At 62.4% G+C, this 18,642-nt stretch carries 20 protein-coding genes; 7 read left to right on the top strand and 13 right to left on the bottom strand.

Annotated elements, in window-relative coordinates:
- Nucleotides 1–20: 20 nt before the first annotated feature.
- The 3 genes from AB2L51_RS05195 to AB2L51_RS05185 all read right to left on the bottom strand — a co-directional run bounded on the left by AB2L51_RS05195 (nt 21) and on the right by AB2L51_RS05185 (nt 3,758).
- Nucleotides 21–1,334, bottom strand: a complete 1,314-nt coding sequence (locus tag AB2L51_RS05195; RefSeq protein WP_395581505.1) for a homoserine dehydrogenase — start codon at nt 1,332–1,334, stop codon at nt 21–23.
- Entirely contained in the window at nt 1,331–2,566 is a 1,236-nt protein-coding gene (locus tag AB2L51_RS05190; RefSeq protein ID WP_395581506.1) for an LL-diaminopimelate aminotransferase, read from the bottom strand. The genes AB2L51_RS05195 and AB2L51_RS05190 overlap by 4 nt, the downstream gene beginning before the upstream one ends.
- A gap of 166 nt (nt 2,567–2,732) precedes the next feature.
- On the bottom strand, nt 2,733–3,758 hold the full coding sequence (locus tag AB2L51_RS05185; RefSeq protein ID WP_395581507.1) for an OmpA family protein: 1,026 nt from the start codon (nt 3,756–3,758) through the stop codon (nt 2,733–2,735).
- Between the two features lie 126 nt (nt 3,759–3,884).
- Between AB2L51_RS05185 and AB2L51_RS05180 the strand changes: the two genes are divergently transcribed.
- The gene (locus AB2L51_RS05180; protein WP_395581508.1) at nt 3,885–4,568 is read left to right on the top strand and encodes an ATP-dependent Clp protease proteolytic subunit; all 684 of its coding nucleotides are present in this window, start codon (nt 3,885–3,887) and stop codon (nt 4,566–4,568) included.
- A gap of 130 nt (nt 4,569–4,698) precedes the next feature.
- Nucleotides 4,699–5,712 carry a ferritin-like domain-containing protein gene (locus AB2L51_RS05175; RefSeq protein ID WP_395581509.1) on the top strand — a complete coding sequence of 338 codons (1,014 nt, stop codon included), beginning with the start codon at nt 4,699–4,701 and terminating at the stop codon, nt 5,710–5,712.
- Between the two features lie 206 nt (nt 5,713–5,918).
- On the opposite strand, the gene AB2L51_RS05170 is transcribed toward AB2L51_RS05175, so the two are convergent.
- The 10 genes from AB2L51_RS05170 to AB2L51_RS05125 all read right to left on the bottom strand — a co-directional run bounded on the left by AB2L51_RS05170 (nt 5,919) and on the right by AB2L51_RS05125 (nt 12,677).
- On the bottom strand, nt 5,919–6,275 hold the full coding sequence (locus AB2L51_RS05170) for a zinc ribbon domain-containing protein YjdM (RefSeq protein ID WP_166111757.1): 357 nt from the start codon (nt 6,273–6,275) through the stop codon (nt 5,919–5,921).
- 124 nt (nt 6,276–6,399) lie between these two features.
- Nucleotides 6,400–7,395 carry a DMT family transporter gene (locus AB2L51_RS05165; RefSeq protein ID WP_395581510.1) on the bottom strand — a complete coding sequence of 332 codons (996 nt, stop codon included), beginning with the start codon at nt 7,393–7,395 and terminating at the stop codon, nt 6,400–6,402.
- A gap of 154 nt (nt 7,396–7,549) precedes the next feature.
- Complete coding sequence (gene pqqE, locus AB2L51_RS05160) at nt 7,550–8,638, bottom strand: pyrroloquinoline quinone biosynthesis protein PqqE (RefSeq protein ID WP_395581511.1); 1,089 nt, start codon at nt 8,636–8,638, stop codon at nt 7,550–7,552.
- Complete coding sequence (gene pqqD / locus AB2L51_RS05155) at nt 8,635–8,931, bottom strand: pyrroloquinoline quinone biosynthesis peptide chaperone PqqD (protein ID WP_166111748.1); 297 nt, start codon at nt 8,929–8,931, stop codon at nt 8,635–8,637. The genes pqqE and pqqD overlap by 4 nt, the downstream gene beginning before the upstream one ends.
- Nucleotides 8,928–9,668, bottom strand: coding sequence for a pyrroloquinoline-quinone synthase PqqC (gene pqqC / locus AB2L51_RS05150; protein WP_395581512.1), 741 nt, complete (start codon nt 9,666–9,668; stop codon nt 8,928–8,930). The genes pqqD and pqqC overlap by 4 nt, the downstream gene beginning before the upstream one ends.
- A complete protein-coding gene (pqqB, locus tag AB2L51_RS05145) occupies nt 9,665–10,576 on the bottom strand; it encodes a pyrroloquinoline quinone biosynthesis protein PqqB (protein WP_395581513.1) in 912 nt (303 codons plus the stop codon). Before pqqB ends, pqqC begins: the two co-directional genes overlap by 4 nt.
- 87 nt (nt 10,577–10,663) lie before the next feature.
- Nucleotides 10,664–10,744: a pyrroloquinoline quinone precursor peptide PqqA gene (gene pqqA, locus AB2L51_RS05140; protein WP_035370857.1), complete on the bottom strand. Its 81-nt coding sequence runs from the start codon at nt 10,742–10,744 to the stop codon at nt 10,664–10,666.
- A gap of 196 nt (nt 10,745–10,940) precedes the next feature.
- A complete protein-coding gene (locus tag AB2L51_RS05135) occupies nt 10,941–11,546 on the bottom strand; it encodes a GNAT family N-acetyltransferase (RefSeq protein WP_395581514.1) in 606 nt (201 codons plus the stop codon).
- Nucleotides 11,524–12,309, bottom strand: a complete 786-nt coding sequence (locus tag AB2L51_RS05130) for an exodeoxyribonuclease III (RefSeq protein WP_395581515.1) — start codon at nt 12,307–12,309, stop codon at nt 11,524–11,526. The genes AB2L51_RS05135 and AB2L51_RS05130 overlap by 23 nt, the downstream gene beginning before the upstream one ends.
- Entirely contained in the window at nt 12,306–12,677 is a 372-nt protein-coding gene (locus AB2L51_RS05125) for a HesB/IscA family protein (protein ID WP_395581516.1), read from the bottom strand. The genes AB2L51_RS05130 and AB2L51_RS05125 overlap by 4 nt, the downstream gene beginning before the upstream one ends.
- A 136-nt stretch (nt 12,678–12,813) precedes the next feature.
- Here AB2L51_RS05125 and AB2L51_RS05120 point away from each other — a divergent pair, with 136 nt between their 5' ends.
- Genes AB2L51_RS05120 through scpB form a run of 5 tightly spaced genes read left to right on the top strand, consistent with a single transcriptional unit; the run spans nt 12,814 to nt 18,610 of the window.
- A complete protein-coding gene (locus AB2L51_RS05120; RefSeq protein ID WP_395581517.1) occupies nt 12,814–14,004 on the top strand; it encodes a deoxyguanosinetriphosphate triphosphohydrolase in 1,191 nt (396 codons plus the stop codon).
- A 40-nt stretch (nt 14,005–14,044) separates the two neighbouring features.
- Nucleotides 14,045–15,844 (top strand): arginine--tRNA ligase, encoded by a 1,800-nt coding sequence (argS, locus tag AB2L51_RS05115; RefSeq protein WP_395581518.1) that lies wholly within the window; start codon nt 14,045–14,047, stop codon nt 15,842–15,844.
- A complete protein-coding gene (locus AB2L51_RS05110; protein ID WP_395581519.1) occupies nt 15,844–16,869 on the top strand; it encodes an SPOR domain-containing protein in 1,026 nt (341 codons plus the stop codon). Before argS ends, AB2L51_RS05110 begins: the two co-directional genes overlap by 1 nt.
- The gene (locus AB2L51_RS05105) at nt 16,848–17,849 is read left to right on the top strand and encodes a segregation and condensation protein A (RefSeq protein ID WP_400920983.1); all 1,002 of its coding nucleotides are present in this window, start codon (nt 16,848–16,850) and stop codon (nt 17,847–17,849) included. Before AB2L51_RS05110 ends, AB2L51_RS05105 begins: the two co-directional genes overlap by 22 nt.
- Nucleotides 17,846–18,610: an SMC-Scp complex subunit ScpB gene (gene scpB / locus AB2L51_RS05100; protein ID WP_395581521.1), complete on the top strand. Its 765-nt coding sequence runs from the start codon at nt 17,846–17,848 to the stop codon at nt 18,608–18,610. The genes AB2L51_RS05105 and scpB overlap by 4 nt, the downstream gene beginning before the upstream one ends.
- The last annotated feature ends 32 nt before the right edge of the window (nt 18,611–18,642 follow it).

The following is an 18,642-nucleotide window of genomic DNA, read 5'->3' as shown; positions in this document are numbered from 1 at the left end:
GGCGGGGCTGGCGGGTTGCTTCAGGCAGCCTCGATCCGGATCACAACTGTGGAGTCTGTCACAACAGTCAAAGCGTCAATCCGGGTGACGGCGTCCTGCATAGCCGCTTCGGATGTCCGATGTGTGACCAGAACAAGGGGAACATAAGGCGTGCTGTCATTTTCCGCCGGGTGCTGGAGCATGCTGCGCAGCGATACGCCACAATCACGCAGGATGGCGGTAATGTCGGCAATAACGCCGGGGCGGTCTTCCACCATCAGACGCAGGTAGAAGGCGCCTTCCCCGCTGGAAATGGGGCAGGCCCGCAGCGGGGGCCGGGTGCTGGTCTGCACGCCCCACACGGCAATGGTGTTGCCACGGGCAATATCCACCAGATCCGCCGTGACCGCACTGGCCGTAGGGCCAGCACCGGCCCCGCGTCCTTCGATCATGATCCGGCCAACAAACTCGCCTTCCGCCACCACGGCGTTAAAGACGCCATCCACCTGTGCCAGCGGAGCCTGCTGGGGCACAAGGCAGGGGGTGACGCGGGCGTGCAACCCGGCATCGGTCATGCTGGCAAGGCCCAGCAGCTTGATCCGGTAGCCAAGGGCGCGGGCAAAACTCTGGTCCACCGCACCAATGCGGCGGATGCCCTCTACATGCACGCTGTCAAACGCTACGGGCTGACCAAAGGCCAGACCCGCCAGAATGGTCAGTTTGTGGGCTGCGTCCAGCCCGTCCACATCGGTGGAGGGGTCGGCTTCGGCGTAGCCGAGGTCCTGCGCGTCCTTGAGCACGGTTGCAAAATCCTTGCCCGTCTCGCGCATGACGGTGAGGATGTAGTTGCAGGTGCCGTTAAGAATACCGCCCACGCGCAGCAGGCGGTCTGCCGCCAGCCCTTCGCGCACGGTTTTAATGGCGGGAATGCCGCCAGCAACTGCTGCTTCAAACAGCAGGGGGGCGTTGTTGTCAGCACTCAGGCGGGCAAGGGTGGAGCCATGCAGGGCCAGTAGCGCCTTGTTGGCGGTAACCACAGGTTTGCCAGCCTTAAGGGCCGCTTCCACCAGCATACGGGCGGTGCCTTCTGCCCCGCCAATCAGTTCCACCACCACGTCCACATCGGGGTCGTTTACCAGATCTGCGGCGTTATCGTACCAGCGCAGGGCGGACACATCCACCCCACGGTCGCGCGTGCGTTCGCGCGCGCTAACAGCCACAACCTCCAGCGGGCGGCCTGCCCGCGTGCTCAGCAGGTCAGCATTGGCCCGCAGCAGTTTGATAACGCCCGCGCCAACCGTGCCGAGCCCGGCAATGCCAAGACGAAGAGGAGAAGAAGAGGAACAGGATGTCACGGTGTAACAGACTCCGGTTTTGAGGCTGGGTTGGAGGAAGGAGGGGCCTTGACGCCATGGGCGGCCATAAAGCCCTTGATGGAGCGCAGGGCCTGCCGCAGGCGGTGGGTGTTTTCCACCAGCCCGATGCGGACGTGGTCATCACCATATTCACCAAACCCAAGGCCCGGCGCCACGGCGACACCGGCTTCTTCCAGCAGGAGTTTGGAGAAGGCAACGCTCCCCATCTCGCGGAAAGGTTCGGGAATGGGGGCCCATGCAAACATGGACCCTTCGGGGGAGGGTACGTCCCACCCGGCGGAATGCAGGCCCTTGATCAGGACGTCGCGCCGTTCCCTGTACAGGTTGCGCAGGTCGGCCACGCAGTCCTGCGGGCCGTTCAGCGCGGTTACGGCTGCGACCTGAATGGGGGTGAACGCCCCATAGTCCAGATAGGACTTAATACGGGTGAGTGCGGAAATCAGCCGTTCGTTGCCTGCGGCAAAGCCCACGCGCCAGCCAGCCATGGAATAGGTCTTGGAGAGGGAGGTAAATTCCACCGCAATGTCACGTGCGCCCGGCACGGCCAGAATGGAAGGGGGCACCAGATCGCCAAAATAGATTTCGGCATAGGCAAGGTCGGACAGAATCCAGATTTCCTCGCGCCGGGCAAAGGCGACCAGTTCCTTGTAAAAATCCAGATCGGCCAGATACGCTGTGGGGTTGGACGGGAAGTTGACAATCAGCGCCGTGGGCTTGGGCACGGAGTGGCGCACCGCGCGGTCCAGTGCGCGCAGCATGTCCTCGTTCGGGGTGGCGGGGATGGAGCGCACGGACGCACCCGCAATAATAAACCCGAACTGGTGAATGGGGTAAGACGGGTTGGGCACCAGAATGGTGTCCCCCGGGCTGGTAATGGCGGAGGCCAGATTGGCCAGCCCTTCCTTGGAGCCAAGGGTGACAATCACTTCGCTGTCGGGGTTGAGCTTGACGTTGAAGCGCCGGTCATAATACCCCGCCACGGCCTTGCGCAGGCCGGGAATGCCACGGCTGACCGAGTAACGGTGCGAGCGCGGGTCGTTCACCGTTTCAATCAGCTTGCTGACAATATGGGGCGGGGTAGGGGTGTCGGGGTTACCCATGCCAAGGTCGATAATATCCTCGCCCCGTGCGCGCGCTGCTGCCTTGGCCTGATTGACAGAGGCGAACACATAGGGCGGCAGGCGGCGGATGCGATGGAACTCTTCGGTCATGGACTTTGGGTGCTCTGAAAGGACAGGGAACATGGTCCCTGTAGGATGAAGGGAGTGAACATAGTAATCGCCTGAATGGAACAGGCAACTCCTCTGGATGCAAAACCACCGTGAGGGCGCGTTTTTACCGCATGCCGGGCGGAGCAGAAGAGATATGTGCGGGGGATCAGGGCGGGGTAACCACCTTTGCCCCCGTGCCAAAGGCATCGCCGCGCACGGTTATGGCGCTGGAGGGAATACCCAGCCTGCTCAGTTCCACCGCAAGGCGCTGGGCCCGCAGCAGGCCAAGGCGTACGGCATCGGCCTGATCCTGCGGGCTCATGGATGCGGCATCACCAAACCCGCGAATGGTCAGGGGGCCGTTTGGCCATTTCTGCACAATTTTGGCCAGTGCCACGTCCTGCCCGCTGGAGAGCTGGTCGGACTGGGGTAAAAAATGGAAGGCCGTCCCTTTTATATCGGTCAGGTCATAGTTGGGGCGCACAGCATCGGGCAGGTTTGCATCCGTTGGTACATCAAAACCGGGGAAGCTGGCGGCCGGGGGCGGGGTTTGAGGTATCTGCGGAATCTGGTCGGGGCGTAATTCGGGAATATCCGCTTTTTTGTGTACTTCGGGCATGGCCACCTCCGCCTCGGCTTCTTCCGGCGCGGGGGATGAGGCCACGGTGCCCGCTGGCAGGCTGGATACGGCCGAACGCAGGGGTGCGCGCACGGGCTGGGGGGCGCTGTCGGCTGCATCCATAATCGCGCCGCTTACGCCTGCGGGCAGGGTCGGCTGGGCCTTTTGCGCACTGGTTCCGCCGCCTGCATTGGGTGGGGGCGGAATGTTGGGGATCATGGACCCGTTGGCGGCCGCGGTCCGGTAGGTCAGGTTGCGGTCGCGGGTCAACTGTTCGCTTAACAGAGCGCGTGCAGCGGGGGAGGGCACTTCGGGCACATTCGTCGGGGTCAGGCCCACTTTGGGGTAGGGGTCGTAGCGTCCGGGTGGCGGGGGGCGCTGCTCGGCAATGGTTCCGCCGCGCATGCTGCGTGACCAGTCCAGAGCCGTATCAATGGCGTCGCGGTGCTGGCAGGCGCTCAGCGTGCCGCCCAGTGCGACAAGAGCAGCCATGCTGGCAGCCTGCAAAAAGCGGTCTGGCCGGGGGGCATGGGTCCGGCTGGTCGGCTTCTGCTCCAGAGGGGGCTGCTGCATGGCGGGGGGAATGCTCCGAAAACCTGATATAAAATTGTCCCGCACCTTACCCTTTTCCCTCCCCCGTGGCGAGAGAGCGCATGATTGCCCCTTGGCAGGCACGTTCGGGCAGCGCAGGATAAGAGAATGAATACTGATACGGAACAATGTGCGGAGACAGCAATGACGGGCATCTTCTCCCGTAACGCCATCAGGCTGGACGATGAACCGGAAACCCCGGAAACCCCCGAAAAAGAGGAAGGCAAGGCCTCTGGCGCCCCGCAGGGCGAACTGGAGCACAAGCTGTTCAAGCAGCGTAAGGTGCTTATTTTTGGCGGAATAAACGACAAGGTCGCGCGCGACGTAACCGGCCGCCTGCTTGCACTGGCCGGTGAATCCGACAAGCCGATTGATGTGTACGTCAACTCCCCCGGCGGACACGTGGAAAGTGGCGACACGATCCATGACATGATCCGCTTTGTCGATTCGATTGCTCCGGTCAATATGATCGGCACGGGCTGGGTGGCTTCTGCTGGCGCGCTTATTTTTGCCGCAGGTCACAAGGACCGCCGATTCTGCCTGCCCAACACGCGGTTTCTGCTGCACCAGCCCATGGGCGGCGTGCGTGGTCCGGCAACCGATATTGATATCGAAGCGCGCGAGATCATTAAAATGCGCGAACGCCTGAACCATCTTTTTGCGCGTGAAACGGGCCAGCCTTACGAAAAAGTCGTCAAGGACACGGACCGCAATTACTGGATGTCCGCAAAAGAAGCGATAGAGTACGGTTTAGTGACCAAGATCATTTCTAAGCTGGCTGATCTGCACTAACACGGAGGCGTCGTCGCCATTCCCGGCAATGGGGATGGCGGCATGTTTCAGGTTTATTGGACCTTCCGACGTTCCAGCCAGTCAGGGCCGGTTGCAAAAAGGGGAGGTCCCCAGATAACGGGTTCCTCACATGGGTTCTCTGAGCGATATTTACTCCCAGCTGCCGGAAAGTATGGATGACCTTCCCGCACCCCCTAATGCCGAGGCAGTCGTCGAAGCGGATTTCCGCGCGCGGCATTGGCTGAGCCCCATTCGTGGGCCGCTCAAACCGGGTTCGGAAGAGCACAAGCGTGCCCTCGCGGCCATGTTCCGCGACACGTTCAACCCATACAAGCCATCTGTCATTGACTGGCCCAAGCTGGACCCCGAAACCCTGCACCGCGTGACCTCCCTGCCCATCTGGGATATTGCCGTGCAGACCGAGGGCAAGGCCCGCCTGCGCATGGCCGCCTACGCCCGCCTTGTGACCGATCCTGATGTCAAGGACGCCATCTCGCGCAATGCGTGGGAAGAAAACCGGCATAAGGAAGTGCTGGCCAAAATGGTGGCGGCCTACAACATTCCCATGGCCCCCGAGCCCCCGTATGTGGAGCCGAAGGACGTGGAATGGGCCTATCTGGTCACCGGTTTTTCGGAATGCGTGGACAGCTTTTTCGCGTTTGGCATGTTCGAACTGGCCAAGCGTTCGGGCTACTTCCCCGAAGCCCTGACCGACACGTTCGAGCCGATCATGCAGGAAGAATGCCGCCATATCCTGCTTTTTGCCAACTGGCTGGCGTGGTACCGCGCGGTTATGCCGTGGTGGCGTCGCCCGTTCTTTGAGGCAAAGGTATGGGCTGTCTGGGGCTTTCTGGCCTACGAACGCATGAGCCTTGCCCGCACGGTGGACGATAGCGGGCAGGTCCATACGCAGGACAACAACTTTACCGTAACCGGCACCAAGGAAGTGACCAATATCCAGATCAGCCTGCCGGACTTTATGGAACTGTGTCTGGAAGAAGATGACAGGCGCTTTGCCGGGTATGACCCGCGCCTGCTGCGCCCGACCACAACCCCCGCCATTGCCAAGGTGATCCGCAATGTGGGTCGGGTGTGGGAATTTACATCGGGTATTTTCAAGGCCAACGGTAAAAAAGCCGCCTGAGCTTTTTGCCTGTCGTGGTTTGCATGCAGCCTGCCCTTATGGGGCAGGCTGTTTTGTTTTGGGCAGAAGCACAAAACACAGCAGGACATTGACCCGGCAAGTGCTTGGGTGCGGCAGACTTCTGTGCAGCATAGTCCTTCAGATACCCCATATGGATCTGGCACACCCAAACCGGTAGAGGATGCTTGAAGGGCCTGTGCAGAAGGTCAGGATTTTTTTACAAATTCCGACTTCAGGTTCATGGCTCCGATGCCACTTATTTTGCATGCAATATTGTGGCCGTCCGTGCCATCGACCAGTTTGATGTTCTTGACCTTGGTGCCGCTTTTCACCACCAGAGAAGACCCTTTGACCTTCAGGTCCTTGGTGACTGTAATGGTGTCCCCATCAGCCAGAACGTTGCCGTTGGCATCATGGATAACGCCAGAACCACCTGCTTCCGCATCCGCTGCGCCGGCGGAGAATTCGTTCCATTCATGTGCGCATTCGGGGCAGACCCACAGTTCGCCATCCTGATAAATATGTTCACAGCCGCATTGCGGGCATTTGTGTTCGTCGCTCATGGTCATCCCCCGTGGTTACAATGCGGCGCAACCTAATACATGCGCCCGGTAATAGAAATAGCAGGGGAAAAAGCCGACTGGGGTGCGCGTTGGCCCGGCAGAAAAAAGTGGAGGCAGCAGAGGTTTACGCAGGGGCCGCCGGTTTGCGGTGGGCGCGTACGCACAGCAATACGCTCAGCACCACACAGCCAAAGGCCAGTGTTTCCATCCCGCTGGGTAGCCGCTGCTCCCATATGAAGCCGTAGCAGAGGGAAAACAGGGTTTCGAACAGAATCATCTGCCCCACCAGTGTCAGCGGGAGGAGCTGGTTCATTCTGTTCCACAGCGCGTTGCCTGCAATGGAGGCCAGCAGGGCAACGCCTGCACTGACCAGCGCAAAGTTGCGCCATTGCTCCAGCCCGTGGGCTGAGCTGTCCAGCAGAAGGGCAAGGGGGAGCAGGATTACATTCTGGGCGCCAGTGGCAAGCCCGGTCAGCAGGTTCCAGTCATGGGCGGAAAAATGCCGCTGGCGCATAAGTGCGCGGCTATTCCCCACGGCATAAAGTGTCCATGAGCCAAGGGCTGCTACAGCGCAGAGCAACCCCAGAAAAGGCGCACGGGCCACAGAATGTACATGCGTATGCATGGCCTGCCAGCCAATGCATGCAGCCCCGGCCAGGCATAGCAGGATGGAAGGTAAAAGCTGGCGCAGGGGCAGGGCGTCCTTGTCGCGGCTGCCAACCAGTGTCACCAGCACGGGCAAAAAGCCAATTACAAGAGTGGTGCTGGTAATGCCCCCGTTTTTGACTGCACTTGAGAGCAGCACATAATAAGCCGTATTTCCCGCAAAGGAGAGCCAGCTCAGCGTCCACCATGTGCGCAGGCCTACGGTATGGCTGAGCACCTGCCAGCGTGGTGCAACCATAACGGCGGCAAACAGGCCGTACAGCACGTAGCGTCCACAGGCCATTTCCAGCGCGCTGAAGTTGCGGATCAGTTCGGGGGCCAGAAAAACCAGCCCCCATAACGCGCCCGCCCCAACACCGCAGGCAATGCCTTTGCCAAGGTTATGCTGTGCGGCTGGGTGGTGCATGGGGTTGGTCGCCTTGGCCGGGGGGGTGGGGCCATGCGGCCCGGGCAAATGGTGGGGTGCTCGGGTCCGAGCGGGTTACGGGTGCCTCTTAGCCATAAGTGCGGCTGCGATGCAATTTGTTCGCATGGCCTGAGCCAGCCTGTGGCGTCCGTGCTGCTGTTTAGGCCATGTGGCGGCGAGTTTTGTAAAAACCCTTTTTGTCTCAGGCGTTCCCGAAGCGCCTGTAGCGGAAGGGAGGCGGCGTTTGGGGGCGCCGGGCAATAGCCTGCGTGACCTGTTTGTGATCGGGGGCCTTGTGGCAGACCGGGTCTGCCGCATCCGCCTTGCCAGCCAGCGCCAGTGCCTGACAACGGCAGCCGCCCCAGTCTTCCTCCCTGAACGCGCAGGACTGGCAGGGTTCGGGCATCCATTCCGTGCCGCGGAACAGGTTAAAAATGGGGGCGTCCTCCCATATGGCGGCAAGGCCTGCCTCGCGCACATTGGGGAAGGTGATGTCGGGAATGGTTTCCGCCGCGTGGCAGGGGAGTACCTTGCCTGTGGGGGTAATGTTTAAAAAACGCTGGCCCCATCCGCCCATGCAGGGTTTGGGCCGGTCCTCGTAATAATCGGGGGTGACAAAATCTATGCTCATGCGCCCTGCCAGCCGGGTGCGGGCTGCGGCTACGGCTTCGGTTGTGGCCTCTATCTGGGCACGGTCGGGCAGGAGGGCATCGCGGTTGAGCAGGCCCCAGCCATAATACTGGGTATGGGCAATTTCCACCCGTCTGGCGCCAAGCTGTTCGGCCAGTTCCAGCATGGCGGGGACACGCCCTGCATTCTGGCGATGGATGACAAAATTGAGCGTGAGCGGCAGACCCTCTGCGGTAATCAGGCGTGCTGCTTCCAGCTTTTTGGCGTGTGCGCCTGCCATGTTGGCAATGCGGTCCGCGCTGGCGGGGTCCACGTCCTGAAAAGAGAGCTGGATATGGTCCAGCCCCGCATCGGCCAGAGCGCGCAGGGTGTCCGGGCGGATCAGCACGCCAGAGGTGATCAGGTTGGAATACAGGCCAGCCTGTGCTGCGTGGCGTACAAGTTCTGGTAGGTCGGGGCGGGCCATGGGTTCCCCGCCAGAAAAATGAACCTGCAACACGCCCATCAGCGCCGCCTCGTCCAGCACACGCTGCCATTCCGTGGTGCCCAGTTCCTGCGTTCTGGGGTCGAGCATAAGCGGGTTGGAACAGTAGGGGCATTGCAGGGGGCAGCGGTGGGTAAGCTCCGCCAGCAGGCTCATGGGGGGAGGGGGCGCGTTCATGCGGGCAGCAGCACCTGCTTTGTGGCCAGTTCTGCCACCATGGCCAGCACGTCCTGCGCAATAACGGCACGGGGGGCTGCAAATTTTTCGGCCAGTAGGTCTATAATGGTGTGGAGCGGGCGCGCGCCATCCACCAGTTGCAGCACTTCGGCGGCAATGGCGTCGGCATGAAAAGCGCGTTCGGGGGCCTGAATAAACCAGACCTCCCGCACGCGGTCATAGTGCAGGCGGGTGCCTCGCGCAAAGCGTGGCACGGTCGTCTCGCATAAGGTTGGGCCAGTGGCCTCGGTCATGCCTGCGGGCCTGGGCGGAATGCACCGGGGGGAACACGCCCGGGGACCACATAGGCGTAATCCAGTGCGTCCAGCATGGACCACAGCACGTTGCATTTGAACTTGAGCGCGTTGAGCACCGCTGTCTGCTGCTCTGCCGTGCGGGCGTGCTCGCGCACATAGGCCAGCGCAAAGGCGGAATCCTGCGGGGCCTGCGTGAGCCGGGGCTTGAAGTAGGCGAGTGTTTCCTCGGTGACAAAATCGTAGTTGCCGAGCATGCCCGCAACCCGCTCGCTGATAATGGTGGGGGAGAACAGCTCGGTCAGGGAGGAGGCAATGGCCTCCAGAATGGAGCGTTCCCGCACGAACTGCACATAGGCTTCCACGGCAAAGCGCGTGCCGGGCAGCAGCCCTTCGAGCGATTCCACATACGCACGGTCCAGTCCGAGGCCATCGGTCAGTTTGAGCCAGCGGGCAACACCGCCTGTGCCAGGTTGTGTGCCGTCGTGGTCTTCCAGCCTGCGCCGCCATTCACGCCGCAGTTCCGTGGTGGGCAGGCGGGCCAGCAGGGAGGCATCCTTGGCGGGAATACTGGCCTGATAGTAATAGCGGTTCAGCGCCCATGCCTGCACCTGCCCTTTGTTCAGCTTGCCATCGTGCAAGGCACGGTGGAAGGGGTGCAGGTTGTGGTAGCGCTCGGCCCCAATGGCGCGCAGGGCGGCTTCCAGTTCATCGGGGGTGAGAATACGGTCTGTCATAATCTTACCTTCATGCCATCAAAGGCCACTTCCCAGCCCGCGGCTTCGGCCTGCTGGCGCTCGGTGCTGTCGGCCAGCAGAACAGGGTTGGAATTGTTGATGTGGATGAGGATCTTGCGGGTCACATTCAAATCCGCAAAAGCGCAGAACGTACCATCGGGCTGGTCGGCGAGGGACATATGGCCCATGCGGTGGCCGGTTTTGCTGCCAAGGCCCGCGCGCACCATTTCATCATCCGTCCAGAGCGTGCCGTCAAAAAATACGGCGTCAGTTCCCTGAATGTGGGCGCGTAGTTCATCCGTCATCATCGCGCAGCCGGGAATAAACAGGGCACGGGCGGTACCATCCGTTATTTCCAGCCCGATGGTTTCACCATTCGTCATGATTTCGGCCGGGTTTTCCGCTTTTTCGGCATAAAGGGGGACTTTGCCGGGAACGGAAAACGGGGTGATGCAAAAGCCCGGCGGGTCCAGGGCAATCGGGCGATCGAGCACCATGGGCAGGCGGGGCACCAGTGTGCGGTCGAGCGCTGTAAAAATGGGGTTGGCATCCAGCTGGTCCAGCACCGGCTGCGTTGCATACAGATCAAACGCCTGCCGCTCGCGCAGGGTGAGCAGGCCGGTAATGGCGTCAATTTCCCCACTGGTCAGCACAACCCCGGCAATGGGGGTAGAGCGCAGGCCGGTGTGCGGGTGCAGGTCGGGGGTCTGGTTGATCTGGGTCCGCAGGTCGGGGGAGGCATTCAGCACGTACCACGACGTGCCATTCCCGCTAACGGCTATGGAGGCCTGTGTGCGGGCGGGGGCTGCGGGGTCACCCGCGCGGGCGCGGCGGCAGGCAGGGGCGTTGGAGTTCCATTGCGGAAAACCGCCACCAGCGGCTGCGCCAAGGACGACAATATCAAGCATACGGCGCTTTCTAAACAAAAAAGCCGTCAGGGGGAAAGCCGGTGAGGCACCAACCCGCCTGACGGCTGAGAGAGGGCATGTCCTCTCTTATTTTTTCTGACCGCAGACATAGCTGTTGATTTCTGCGCCCAACGGGATTTCCGTCACTTTCGGTGCGTTCCAGGCCATGATGTTTCTCCTTGGCATTGGGTGTGGTGTGCACAAAACGCAGCCACACATCGCAGGTACGTGCGGTGCGTCAGAGCGTGGTTAGTGTGATGAAAAAAAACAAACGTGCAAGGGTTGGCGCCACCATAAGGGGGGCAGGCACGGCCTTATCACGGCAGTGTGATGGCGCAGGCCCGCTTTGAGCGGCGCAACTGTTTCATTTTGAAACATATTCAGTCGTTGCAGGTACAGCATACTGCATGGCGCAGCGGGGCGTTGCGGCAAGGCCGGTGGCGTGCTCATGCGCCAGTATGCTGGCCAGCCGTGCGTCCAGTGCCGCGTGGGGTACATGGCAAAACCCGGCTGAGGCATAGAATGGCGCGTTCCATGGCACGTTGACAAACGTGGTGAGTGTTACACGCTGCAATCCCCGCTTCTGTGCGGCTGTGCATACTGCGTGCAGCAGGCGGCGGCCCAGTCCCTGGCCTTGTGCCGCCCGCGTGACCGACATTTCCTGAATATGCAGGTCCTGCCCATAAGGGTGTGCTGTTACAAACCCCAGCAGCGACCCCGCAGCACTGGCTGCAACCCGGCAGGCTTGCGCGGCTATGCTGGCGGTATGTTCGGCAAGGGGGAGCACGTCACCCCCGGCCAGCCATGCCAGTTCCGGTATGGTGGCAAATGCCTGTGCGGCGTCCCGCTCCAGTGCTGGCAGGTGCGGGGCATCCGCCAGACAGGCGGGGCGGATGGTGTAGGGCAGGTGAGCACCCGCGGCGGGGTTGCCCGCTGGACCTGTGGGCCTAGCTGGGTGTGGGTGCGCCATTTTCCAGCGTGACAATAAGCGGTACATGGTCGGACGGGCGTTCCTTGCCGCGTTCCTCCCGGTCGGGCTGTGCTGTTTGCAGGCGTTCGGCCACACGGGGGGAGAGCAGCATGTGGTCGATCCGCAACCCGCTGTCCCGTGGCCATGCTCCGGCCTGATAGTCCCAGAACGTATAGGCCGCGCCATGGGGGTGCAGGGCGCGCAGGGCGTCGGTCAGGCCCAGCCAGCGCAGTTGCCGCCATGCAGCCCGGCTTTGCGGGCGCACAAGGGCGTCATCCGGGGCCAGCGCACCGGGGGCGCAGTCCTCGGGAGTGGGGCAGATGTTGTAATCCCCCGCCAGCACAAAGTCCGTATCCTGCTGCAAAAAATCCTGCGCGCGCGTAGTGAGCGCTGCCAGAAACTCCAGCTTGGAGGCGTAACCCTGCTCCGCGCCGGAATTGCCATTGGGCAGGTACAGGTTACCCAGCACCAGTTCCTGAGTGCAGACCTCCACATACCGGGCGGCAGGGTCGGTAAAGCCGGGCAGATGCTCGGTTGTGACCGTAAAATCCCCACGGACCAGCGTGGCCACTCCATTATAGGACTTCTGCCCCACAACGGCGCTGCGGTAGCCTGCCTGTTCAAAGACCTCGGAGGGGAACAGATGCGTCTCGCATTTGATTTCCTGCAACATCAGCACATCGGGCTGTTCGCGCGCCAGCCAGTTCAGCACCAGATCCAGCCGCAGACGCACCGAGTTGATGTTCCATGTCGCGATTTTCATGCGAGGGAAAAGCTCGTGCCGCACCCGCAGGAGGACGCCGCATTGGGGTTGGTCACGGCAAAATGTGCCCCCATCAGCTTGTCCTCAAAGGTCAGCTCCGCCCCGGCCAGCAGGTCCAGACTTGTCGGGTCCACCACCACCAGTGCGCCGTTTTTTTCTATGCGCACGTCATCAGCGGCCAGCCCGCCGGGCGGGGTGAGGATGAACTGATACTGGAACCCGTTGCACCCCCCTGCTTCCACCGCTACGCGCAGGGCAACCGGGGCTTCCTGCCCGGTGGTGGCACTGGCCTGTTTTTTGGCGATAACGCTGGCAATGCGGTTTGCAGCGGAGTCGGAGACGGAAAAAGTGGGGGCTGGCTGTGTCATACCTCCATAGATAATCCGCCCGTGTGCAGGTTTGAAGGGGCAAGATGCCTCCAATGGTCAACTTTCCTCCAATAGCCTAAGATCAGGGGGCATGGTCCGTGGGCATTGTGCGCCCGGACAGGCCAGGAGGTGCGTAATGCTGCAAGCCACACAACGCGATGAGCTGATGCCCTATGCCGTGCAGCCCGGCGAGGGCCGGGGCAGGCGCCTGCATGCGGAGCCCGAATCCCTGACCCGCTCCCCCTGGCAGCGCGACCGGGACAGGGTGGTGCATTCCTCCGGCTTCAGGCGTTTGCAGTATAAAACGCAGGTGTTCATCAACCACGAGGGCGATTTTTTCCGCACCCGGCTGACCCATTCGCTGGAAGTGGCGCAGGTGGCCCGCTCCATGGCCCGCTACCTGCGGCTGGATGAGGACCTGACCGAGGCCGTGGCTTTGGCGCATGACCTTGGCCACACCCCTTTTGGCCATGCGGGGGAGGATGCACTTGCCACGCGCATGCAGGAGTATGGCGGGTTTGACCATAATGCGCAGGCGCTGCGGCAGGTCATGCTGCTGGAGCGGCGTTATCTGGCGTTTGATGGCCTGAACCTGACATGGGAGACGCTGGAAGGGCTGGCCAAACACAATGGCCCCGTACGCAGGCCATCCGCCAGACTGGCGGAGGTGGATGCGCTGTTCCCGCTGGAACTGGGCGGTTATGCCTCGGCCGAGGCACAGGTAGCCGCTCTGGCGGATGACATTGCCTACCACGGGCACGATCTGGATGACGGCGTAAAGTCCGGCCTGCTGTCGCTGGATGATCTGGTGGACGTGCCACTGGTCGGGCAGGCTCTGGCCGAAGCCCGCGCACTGGCGGCGGACCTGCCCAAAACCGATACCCGCACCCACCAGCGTATCCGGCACGAAATGGTGCGCCGTGTCATTCATGCTCTGGTGACCGATGTGCTGGTGTGCACACGTGCGCGGCTGGCTGATCTGGCCCCGCGCAGTGTTGAGGATATTCGTGCCGCCAGCGCGCCCGTTGTGGCCTTTGGCCCGGCCATGGATGAGGCCAATAAGGGGATCCGCAAGTTCCTGTTCGCCCGGCTGTACAGGCACTGGCGGGTCAACCGCATGACCCACAAGGCCCGCCACGTAACGGGGGAGCTGTTTTCCACCCTTACGGAGTCGCCCAACCTGTTGCCGGCCGAATGGCAGCAGCGTGTGGGGGGTAAAGATAAGGCAGCCGTGCACCGCACCGTGGCGGATTACGTGGCTTCCATGACCGATCGATACGCCATGGAAGAACATAGGCGGTTGACGGACCTGGCCGTTGCAGGCTGATAAACGCGTTTACTGCACCAGTTACGGGGTTGAGTCGTCTATGTCCGAGTGTGTTTTCCAGCGTTACCGTCACCATGTTCTGGCCGTTGTGCGTGAACTGTTGCCCGACGTGGCGGAGGAAACGCTGGCCCGCGTGGAACTGACCCCCACGCGTGACCCCGCCCATGGGGACATGGCAACAAACGCCGCCCTGCTGCTGGCCAAGGCTGCGCGCCGTAAACCGGCCGATATTGCGGCTGATCTGGTCAGCGCCCTGCAAAAGGTGGAAGGCATTGCCGCCGTGGCTGCTGCCGGGCCGGGTTTTGTCAACATTACCTTACAACCCGCCGTGCTGCGGGCAGTGCTGCCAGTGGTGCTGAATGTGGGTGAGGCCTATGGCCAGTCCATAGCAGGCAAGGGCGTGCGGGTGAATGTGGAATACGTATCCGCCAACCCCACCGGCCCCATGCATGTCGGCCATTGCCGTGGTGCCGTGGTGGGCGATGCACTGGCCAACCTTATGGCCAAGGCCGGGTTTGACGTTACCAAGGAATTCTACATCAACGATGCGGGTAATCAGGTCAAGGCGCTGGCATGGGCGGCGTACTGGCGTTACCTGCAGGTGCTGGGCACCAGAATGACGCAGGATGATTTTTCTGCCCTTGCCCCCGGTGGCCTGCAATATCAGGGCGAGTACCTTATTCCTGTAGGTGAGGCACTGGCAGCGGAGTTTGGCAACAAGCTGGCCGAACTGGACGTGGACGGAGCGCCCCTGCCAGCCCCTGCCGCAACATGGCTGGAAACCGTGCGCGGTTTTGCCGTGACCCATATGCTGGGCGCGATCAAGGAAGATCTGGCCGCCCTTGGCGTGCACCACGATGTGTTTTCGTCCGAGGCCGATGTGCTGGCCCGTGGCGTAACCGATGCAGCCATAGACCAGCTGGCCAAGGCCGACCTGCTGTATAACGGCGTGCTGGAACCCCCGAAAGGCAAGCTGCCAGAAGACTGGGAGGAACGCGAACAGCTTCTGTTCCGCTCCACCGGGTTTGGGGATGATGTGGACCGCCCGCTGCGCAAGTCGGATGGTACCAACACCTACTTTGCCAACGATATTGGCTACCACATGGACAAGGTCGCCCGTGGCGCACAGGTCATGATTGACGTGTGGGGTGCAGACCATGGCGGTTACGTCAAACGCATGAAGGCCGCCGTAAAGGCCCTTACGGGGGATACCGTACCGCTGGAAGTGCTGCTGTGCCAGATTGTGCATATTCTGCGTGATGGCCAGCCGGTCAAAATGTCCAAGCGCGCAGGCACGTTCGTTACCCTGCGGGACCTGATTGACGAAGTCGGGCGTGACGCCGTGCGCTTTACCATGCTCACCCGCAAGAGCGATGCCCAGATGGAGTTTGATCTGGACCTTGTGGTGGCCCAGCAGCGTGATAACCCCGTGTTCTATGTGCAGTATGCCCATGCCCGCTGCCGCTCCGTGCTGCGCAGTGCCGCAGAAGAAGGGGTTTATGGCGCAGTGGACAACGCAGCTCTTGCCACCGCCACGCTGGACAGCCTGACCTCGGATGCGGAAATGGCTCTGGTGCGCCGTCTGGCTGAATGGCCGCGTATGGTGGAATCCGCGGCCTTTGCGCGGGAGCCGCACCGTATTGCGTTCTATCTGGCCGAACTGGCGGGTGATTTTCATGCGTTGTGGAACCGTGGGCGCGATGATGCGTCCCTGAGGTTCCTGCAGGCCGGTGCGGTGGACGCCACACGTGCGCGTCTGGCTCTTGTGGCGGCCACGGCGGCGGTTATCCGCTCCGGCCTTGCGGTGATGGGTGTGGACCCGGTGGAGGAAATGCGCTGATGAGTGAGGATGACCGCCCCAGCTCTACGGTGGAAGAACGGATCAGCCGTGCGCGTGAGCGCATGAGCATGGATTATGACGATACACCCGCCACGCGCTCGGCAACAGGCAGCAGGCTGATGGATCTGTTCACCAGCTTTTTGGGCAGTGAGTCCGGTACACGGCGGCTGGCCTACGGCGCTGCCGGGCTGGGTGGGCTGCTGGTGCTGGGTATTGGTGGCTGGGCGGTGCTGGGCCACCACCAGAGTGGTATTCCCGTTATGGGTCCCCCCCCGGTTGCCATGCGCACCAAGCCGGTTGATCCGGGCGGTATGCAGCTTGATACGCTGGCCCTGCCCGATGCGGAGGCAAACCCGCAGGGGCATCCCGTGCCAGCACCGGAGCAGCCTAACCCCGCAGCGCTTGCCGCCCAGTATGGTGGTCAGCCTGCCCCTGCTTCCCCCGCCGGGGCGACTGCCCCCATAACGGGGGATAGTGCGGGGACCACTCCGGCAGCGGGTGCTACAGCCCCGGCTGCCTCCGCCTCTGCCCCTGCTGCCCCTGCGCCCGGACCCGTGGCGCAGGGTGCCGCGCAGGCCGATGGCGCGGCCCTTAAACCTGTACCGTCCGCCACCTTGCCCGCGCAGGGAGCGGCAGCTCCCGTAGCCGAGGCCGCAGCATCCGACACGCTCAAGGAAGCGCCCGTCCCCACGGATGACGCTTCCGATGGGGAGGAGGCCGCTCCTGTCGCCAAGCCTGCTGCCAGAAAAGCCGCAACCGCTCCACGCGGCTCGGCAGGGGGTAAATATCAGGTTCAGCTGGCAGCCCTGCAAACCGAGGCAGACGCCCAGAAGGAATGGGCACGGCTTAAAACCCGTTACCCGACCCTGTTCGGCGGTGTGACCCCCGCCTTTGTCCGCACCGAGCAGAATAACGCCACCTTCTACCGCCTGCGCGTGCTGGGCTTTGGCGCCGTGGCGGATGCAAAGGATTTCTGCTCCTCGGTGCGTGAGCGTGGTATGGCATGCATGGTGGTGCGTCCCTGACGCCACCTGTGGAACGCCTGATGGAATCCCAAACCGTGCATCCGGCAGGGGAGGGTACGCAGCCCCCGCCTGCCCACCAACCGGCAGACCCGCAAACCCCTGCGCCGCATGACGCGGCGCAGGACCACGTGCCGCGTGTACCGCTTTTGCGGCTGGAGGGGTTTGAAGGGCCAATGGACCTTCTGCTCGACCTGGCACGGGCGCAAAAGGTGGACCTCGCCCGGATTTCCATCCTGCAACTGGTCGAACAGTATCTGGCCGTGGTGGAAAATGCCCGCCGTGTCCGGCTGGAACTGGCGGCGGACTGGCTGGTTATGGCCGCGTGGCTGGCATGGCTCAAATCCCGCCTGCTGCTCCCTGCCGATGATGAACTGGCTATGGAGGGGGAGGAAGCCGCCGAACTGTTGCAGGAACGGTTGATAGAACTGGCCTGCATGGGCGAACTGGCCCGCTGGCTGGATGTGCGGCCCCGCCTTGGGCGTGATGTGTTTGCCCGTGGCCTGCCCGAAAATCTGGTGGAGGTGGACCGTTCCGGTCTGGCGCTGGATATGCCCCAGCTTATGCGGGCTTACCTTGCCTGTGTCAGGCGCACCGCACGCAGGCGGATTTACGCCCCCCGCACGATCCGTTTCTGGACTGTGCAGGATGCGCTGAGCAGGCTGACCCGCCTGCTGGGCGAAACCCCGCCGGGCTGGAGCACGCTGGACGCTTTTCTGCCCGACAGCCTGCCCGGTCAGGTGGAGGGGGAGGATGCCCAGCGCCAGCGCCGCGCCGCCATGGCTGGCACCCTGATCGCAGGGTTGGAACTGGCCAAGACCGGGCGGCTTGAACTGCGGCAGGATGAAATTTTTGGCCAGATCATGCTCCGCCCGCATGAGCAGGCCGAGACCACCGACCCGCAGCCCGAACCGGAGGAAAGTCCTGTCCCTGCGGAGGACGTCACGCCAAGGCACATGAGAGAAAAGAAGCAGGACGCATGACCAGCCCCCTCGCCCCCCTGACTGTGCCAGATGAGGCCGTAAGGCTGGCCGAAGCCCTTATTTTTGCTTCGACCGAACCCGTGAGTGCCCGCCGTCTGGCAGACCTGCTGGAAGGCAGGCAGATCATGCCCACGGAGGAGGAAGATCTGGGGGCTTTTGTGGCGGGCGTTCTGGCCGAACTGTGCCGCCGTTACGAGGGCAGGGGCGTGTTTCCCGTGGAGGTGGCTGGTGGCTGGCAGTTCCGTACCGCCCCCGATCTGGCGCCGCTGTTAACCCGCGTGCTGGAGCGGCCAAGGCGGCTGCCCCGCGCGGTGATGGAAACACTGGCCATTATTGCCTACCACCAGCCCTGCACCCGTGTGGAAATAGAAGAAATTCGTGGCGTAAGCCTTGGGCAGAATGTACTCGATACCCTGATCGAAGCGGAGCTGATTGCCCCGCGTGGTCGCAAGGAGGTGCCGGGCAGGCCGGTCCTGTGGGGCACCACGGCTGATTTTCTGCGCCATTTTGGCCTGCGCGCACTCTCCGACATGCCACGGCGTGAGGAGCTTATGGTGGATGTGCCTCAAAATCCGGGGGAGGGCGGGCTGCCCCAGTCGGCCATGGCGTTCCGGACTGCGGGGCAGGAGCCCGATGGGGGCGCGTACCCCCCGGGTGATACTCTGGAGCAGGCGGGGGAAGAGTCAGAGGCTTCGCCTGCAACCGGCACGGCAGATGAGCAGGTTGCACAGGTTGCGGTTCCCGCCCCCGATGGTCCGTGATAGAGATGCACGCCCTGACTGTGTTGCAGGAC

Origin of the sequence: Acetobacter fabarum, from assembly GCF_040702925.2 — a bacterium.
GTDB lineage: Bacteria > Pseudomonadota > Alphaproteobacteria > Acetobacterales > Acetobacteraceae > Acetobacter > Acetobacter fabarum_B.
This window is presented reverse-complemented; position numbering and strand designations above follow the sequence as displayed.

What these genes read in the sequence shown, in the direction of transcription:
- AB2L51_RS05110 (WP_395581519.1), top strand. Translation starts at nt 15,844, where the DNA reads ATGAGTGAGGATGACCGCCCCAGCTCTACGGTGGAAGAACGGATCAGC.
- AB2L51_RS05180 (WP_395581508.1), top strand. Translation starts at nt 3,885, where the DNA reads ATGAATACTGATACGGAACAATGTGCGGAGACAGCAATGACGGGCATC.
- AB2L51_RS05135 (WP_395581514.1), bottom strand. Translation starts at nt 11,546, where the DNA reads ATGGCGCACCCACACCCAGCTAGGCCCACAGGTCCAGCGGGCAACCCC.
- AB2L51_RS05190 (WP_395581506.1), bottom strand. Translation starts at nt 2,566, where the DNA reads ATGACCGAAGAGTTCCATCGCATCCGCCGCCTGCCGCCCTATGTGTTC.
- argS (WP_395581518.1), top strand. Translation starts at nt 14,045, where the DNA reads ATGTCCGAGTGTGTTTTCCAGCGTTACCGTCACCATGTTCTGGCCGTT.
- scpB (WP_395581521.1), top strand. Translation starts at nt 17,846, where the DNA reads ATGACCAGCCCCCTCGCCCCCCTGACTGTGCCAGATGAGGCCGTAAGG.
- AB2L51_RS05170 (WP_166111757.1), bottom strand. Translation starts at nt 6,275, where the DNA reads ATGAGCGACGAACACAAATGCCCGCAATGCGGCTGTGAACATATTTAT.
- pqqB (WP_395581513.1), bottom strand. Translation starts at nt 10,576, where the DNA reads ATGCTTGATATTGTCGTCCTTGGCGCAGCCGCTGGTGGCGGTTTTCCG.
- AB2L51_RS05125 (WP_395581516.1), bottom strand. Translation starts at nt 12,677, where the DNA reads ATGACACAGCCAGCCCCCACTTTTTCCGTCTCCGACTCCGCTGCAAAC.
- AB2L51_RS05130 (WP_395581515.1), bottom strand. Translation starts at nt 12,309, where the DNA reads ATGAAAATCGCGACATGGAACATCAACTCGGTGCGTCTGCGGCTGGAT.
- AB2L51_RS05105 (WP_400920983.1), top strand. Translation starts at nt 16,848, where the DNA reads ATGCATGGTGGTGCGTCCCTGACGCCACCTGTGGAACGCCTGATGGAA.
- pqqE (WP_395581511.1), bottom strand. Translation starts at nt 8,638, where the DNA reads ATGAACGCGCCCCCTCCCCCCATGAGCCTGCTGGCGGAGCTTACCCAC.
- AB2L51_RS05175 (WP_395581509.1), top strand. Translation starts at nt 4,699, where the DNA reads ATGGGTTCTCTGAGCGATATTTACTCCCAGCTGCCGGAAAGTATGGAT.
- pqqD (WP_166111748.1), bottom strand. Translation starts at nt 8,931, where the DNA reads ATGACCGAGGCCACTGGCCCAACCTTATGCGAGACGACCGTGCCACGC.
- pqqA (WP_035370857.1), bottom strand. Translation starts at nt 10,744, where the DNA reads ATGGCCTGGAACGCACCGAAAGTGACGGAAATCCCGTTGGGCGCAGAA.
- AB2L51_RS05120 (WP_395581517.1), top strand. Translation starts at nt 12,814, where the DNA reads ATGCTGCAAGCCACACAACGCGATGAGCTGATGCCCTATGCCGTGCAG.
- pqqC (WP_395581512.1), bottom strand. Translation starts at nt 9,668, where the DNA reads ATGACAGACCGTATTCTCACCCCCGATGAACTGGAAGCCGCCCTGCGC.
- AB2L51_RS05185 (WP_395581507.1), bottom strand. Translation starts at nt 3,758, where the DNA reads ATGCAGCAGCCCCCTCTGGAGCAGAAGCCGACCAGCCGGACCCATGCC.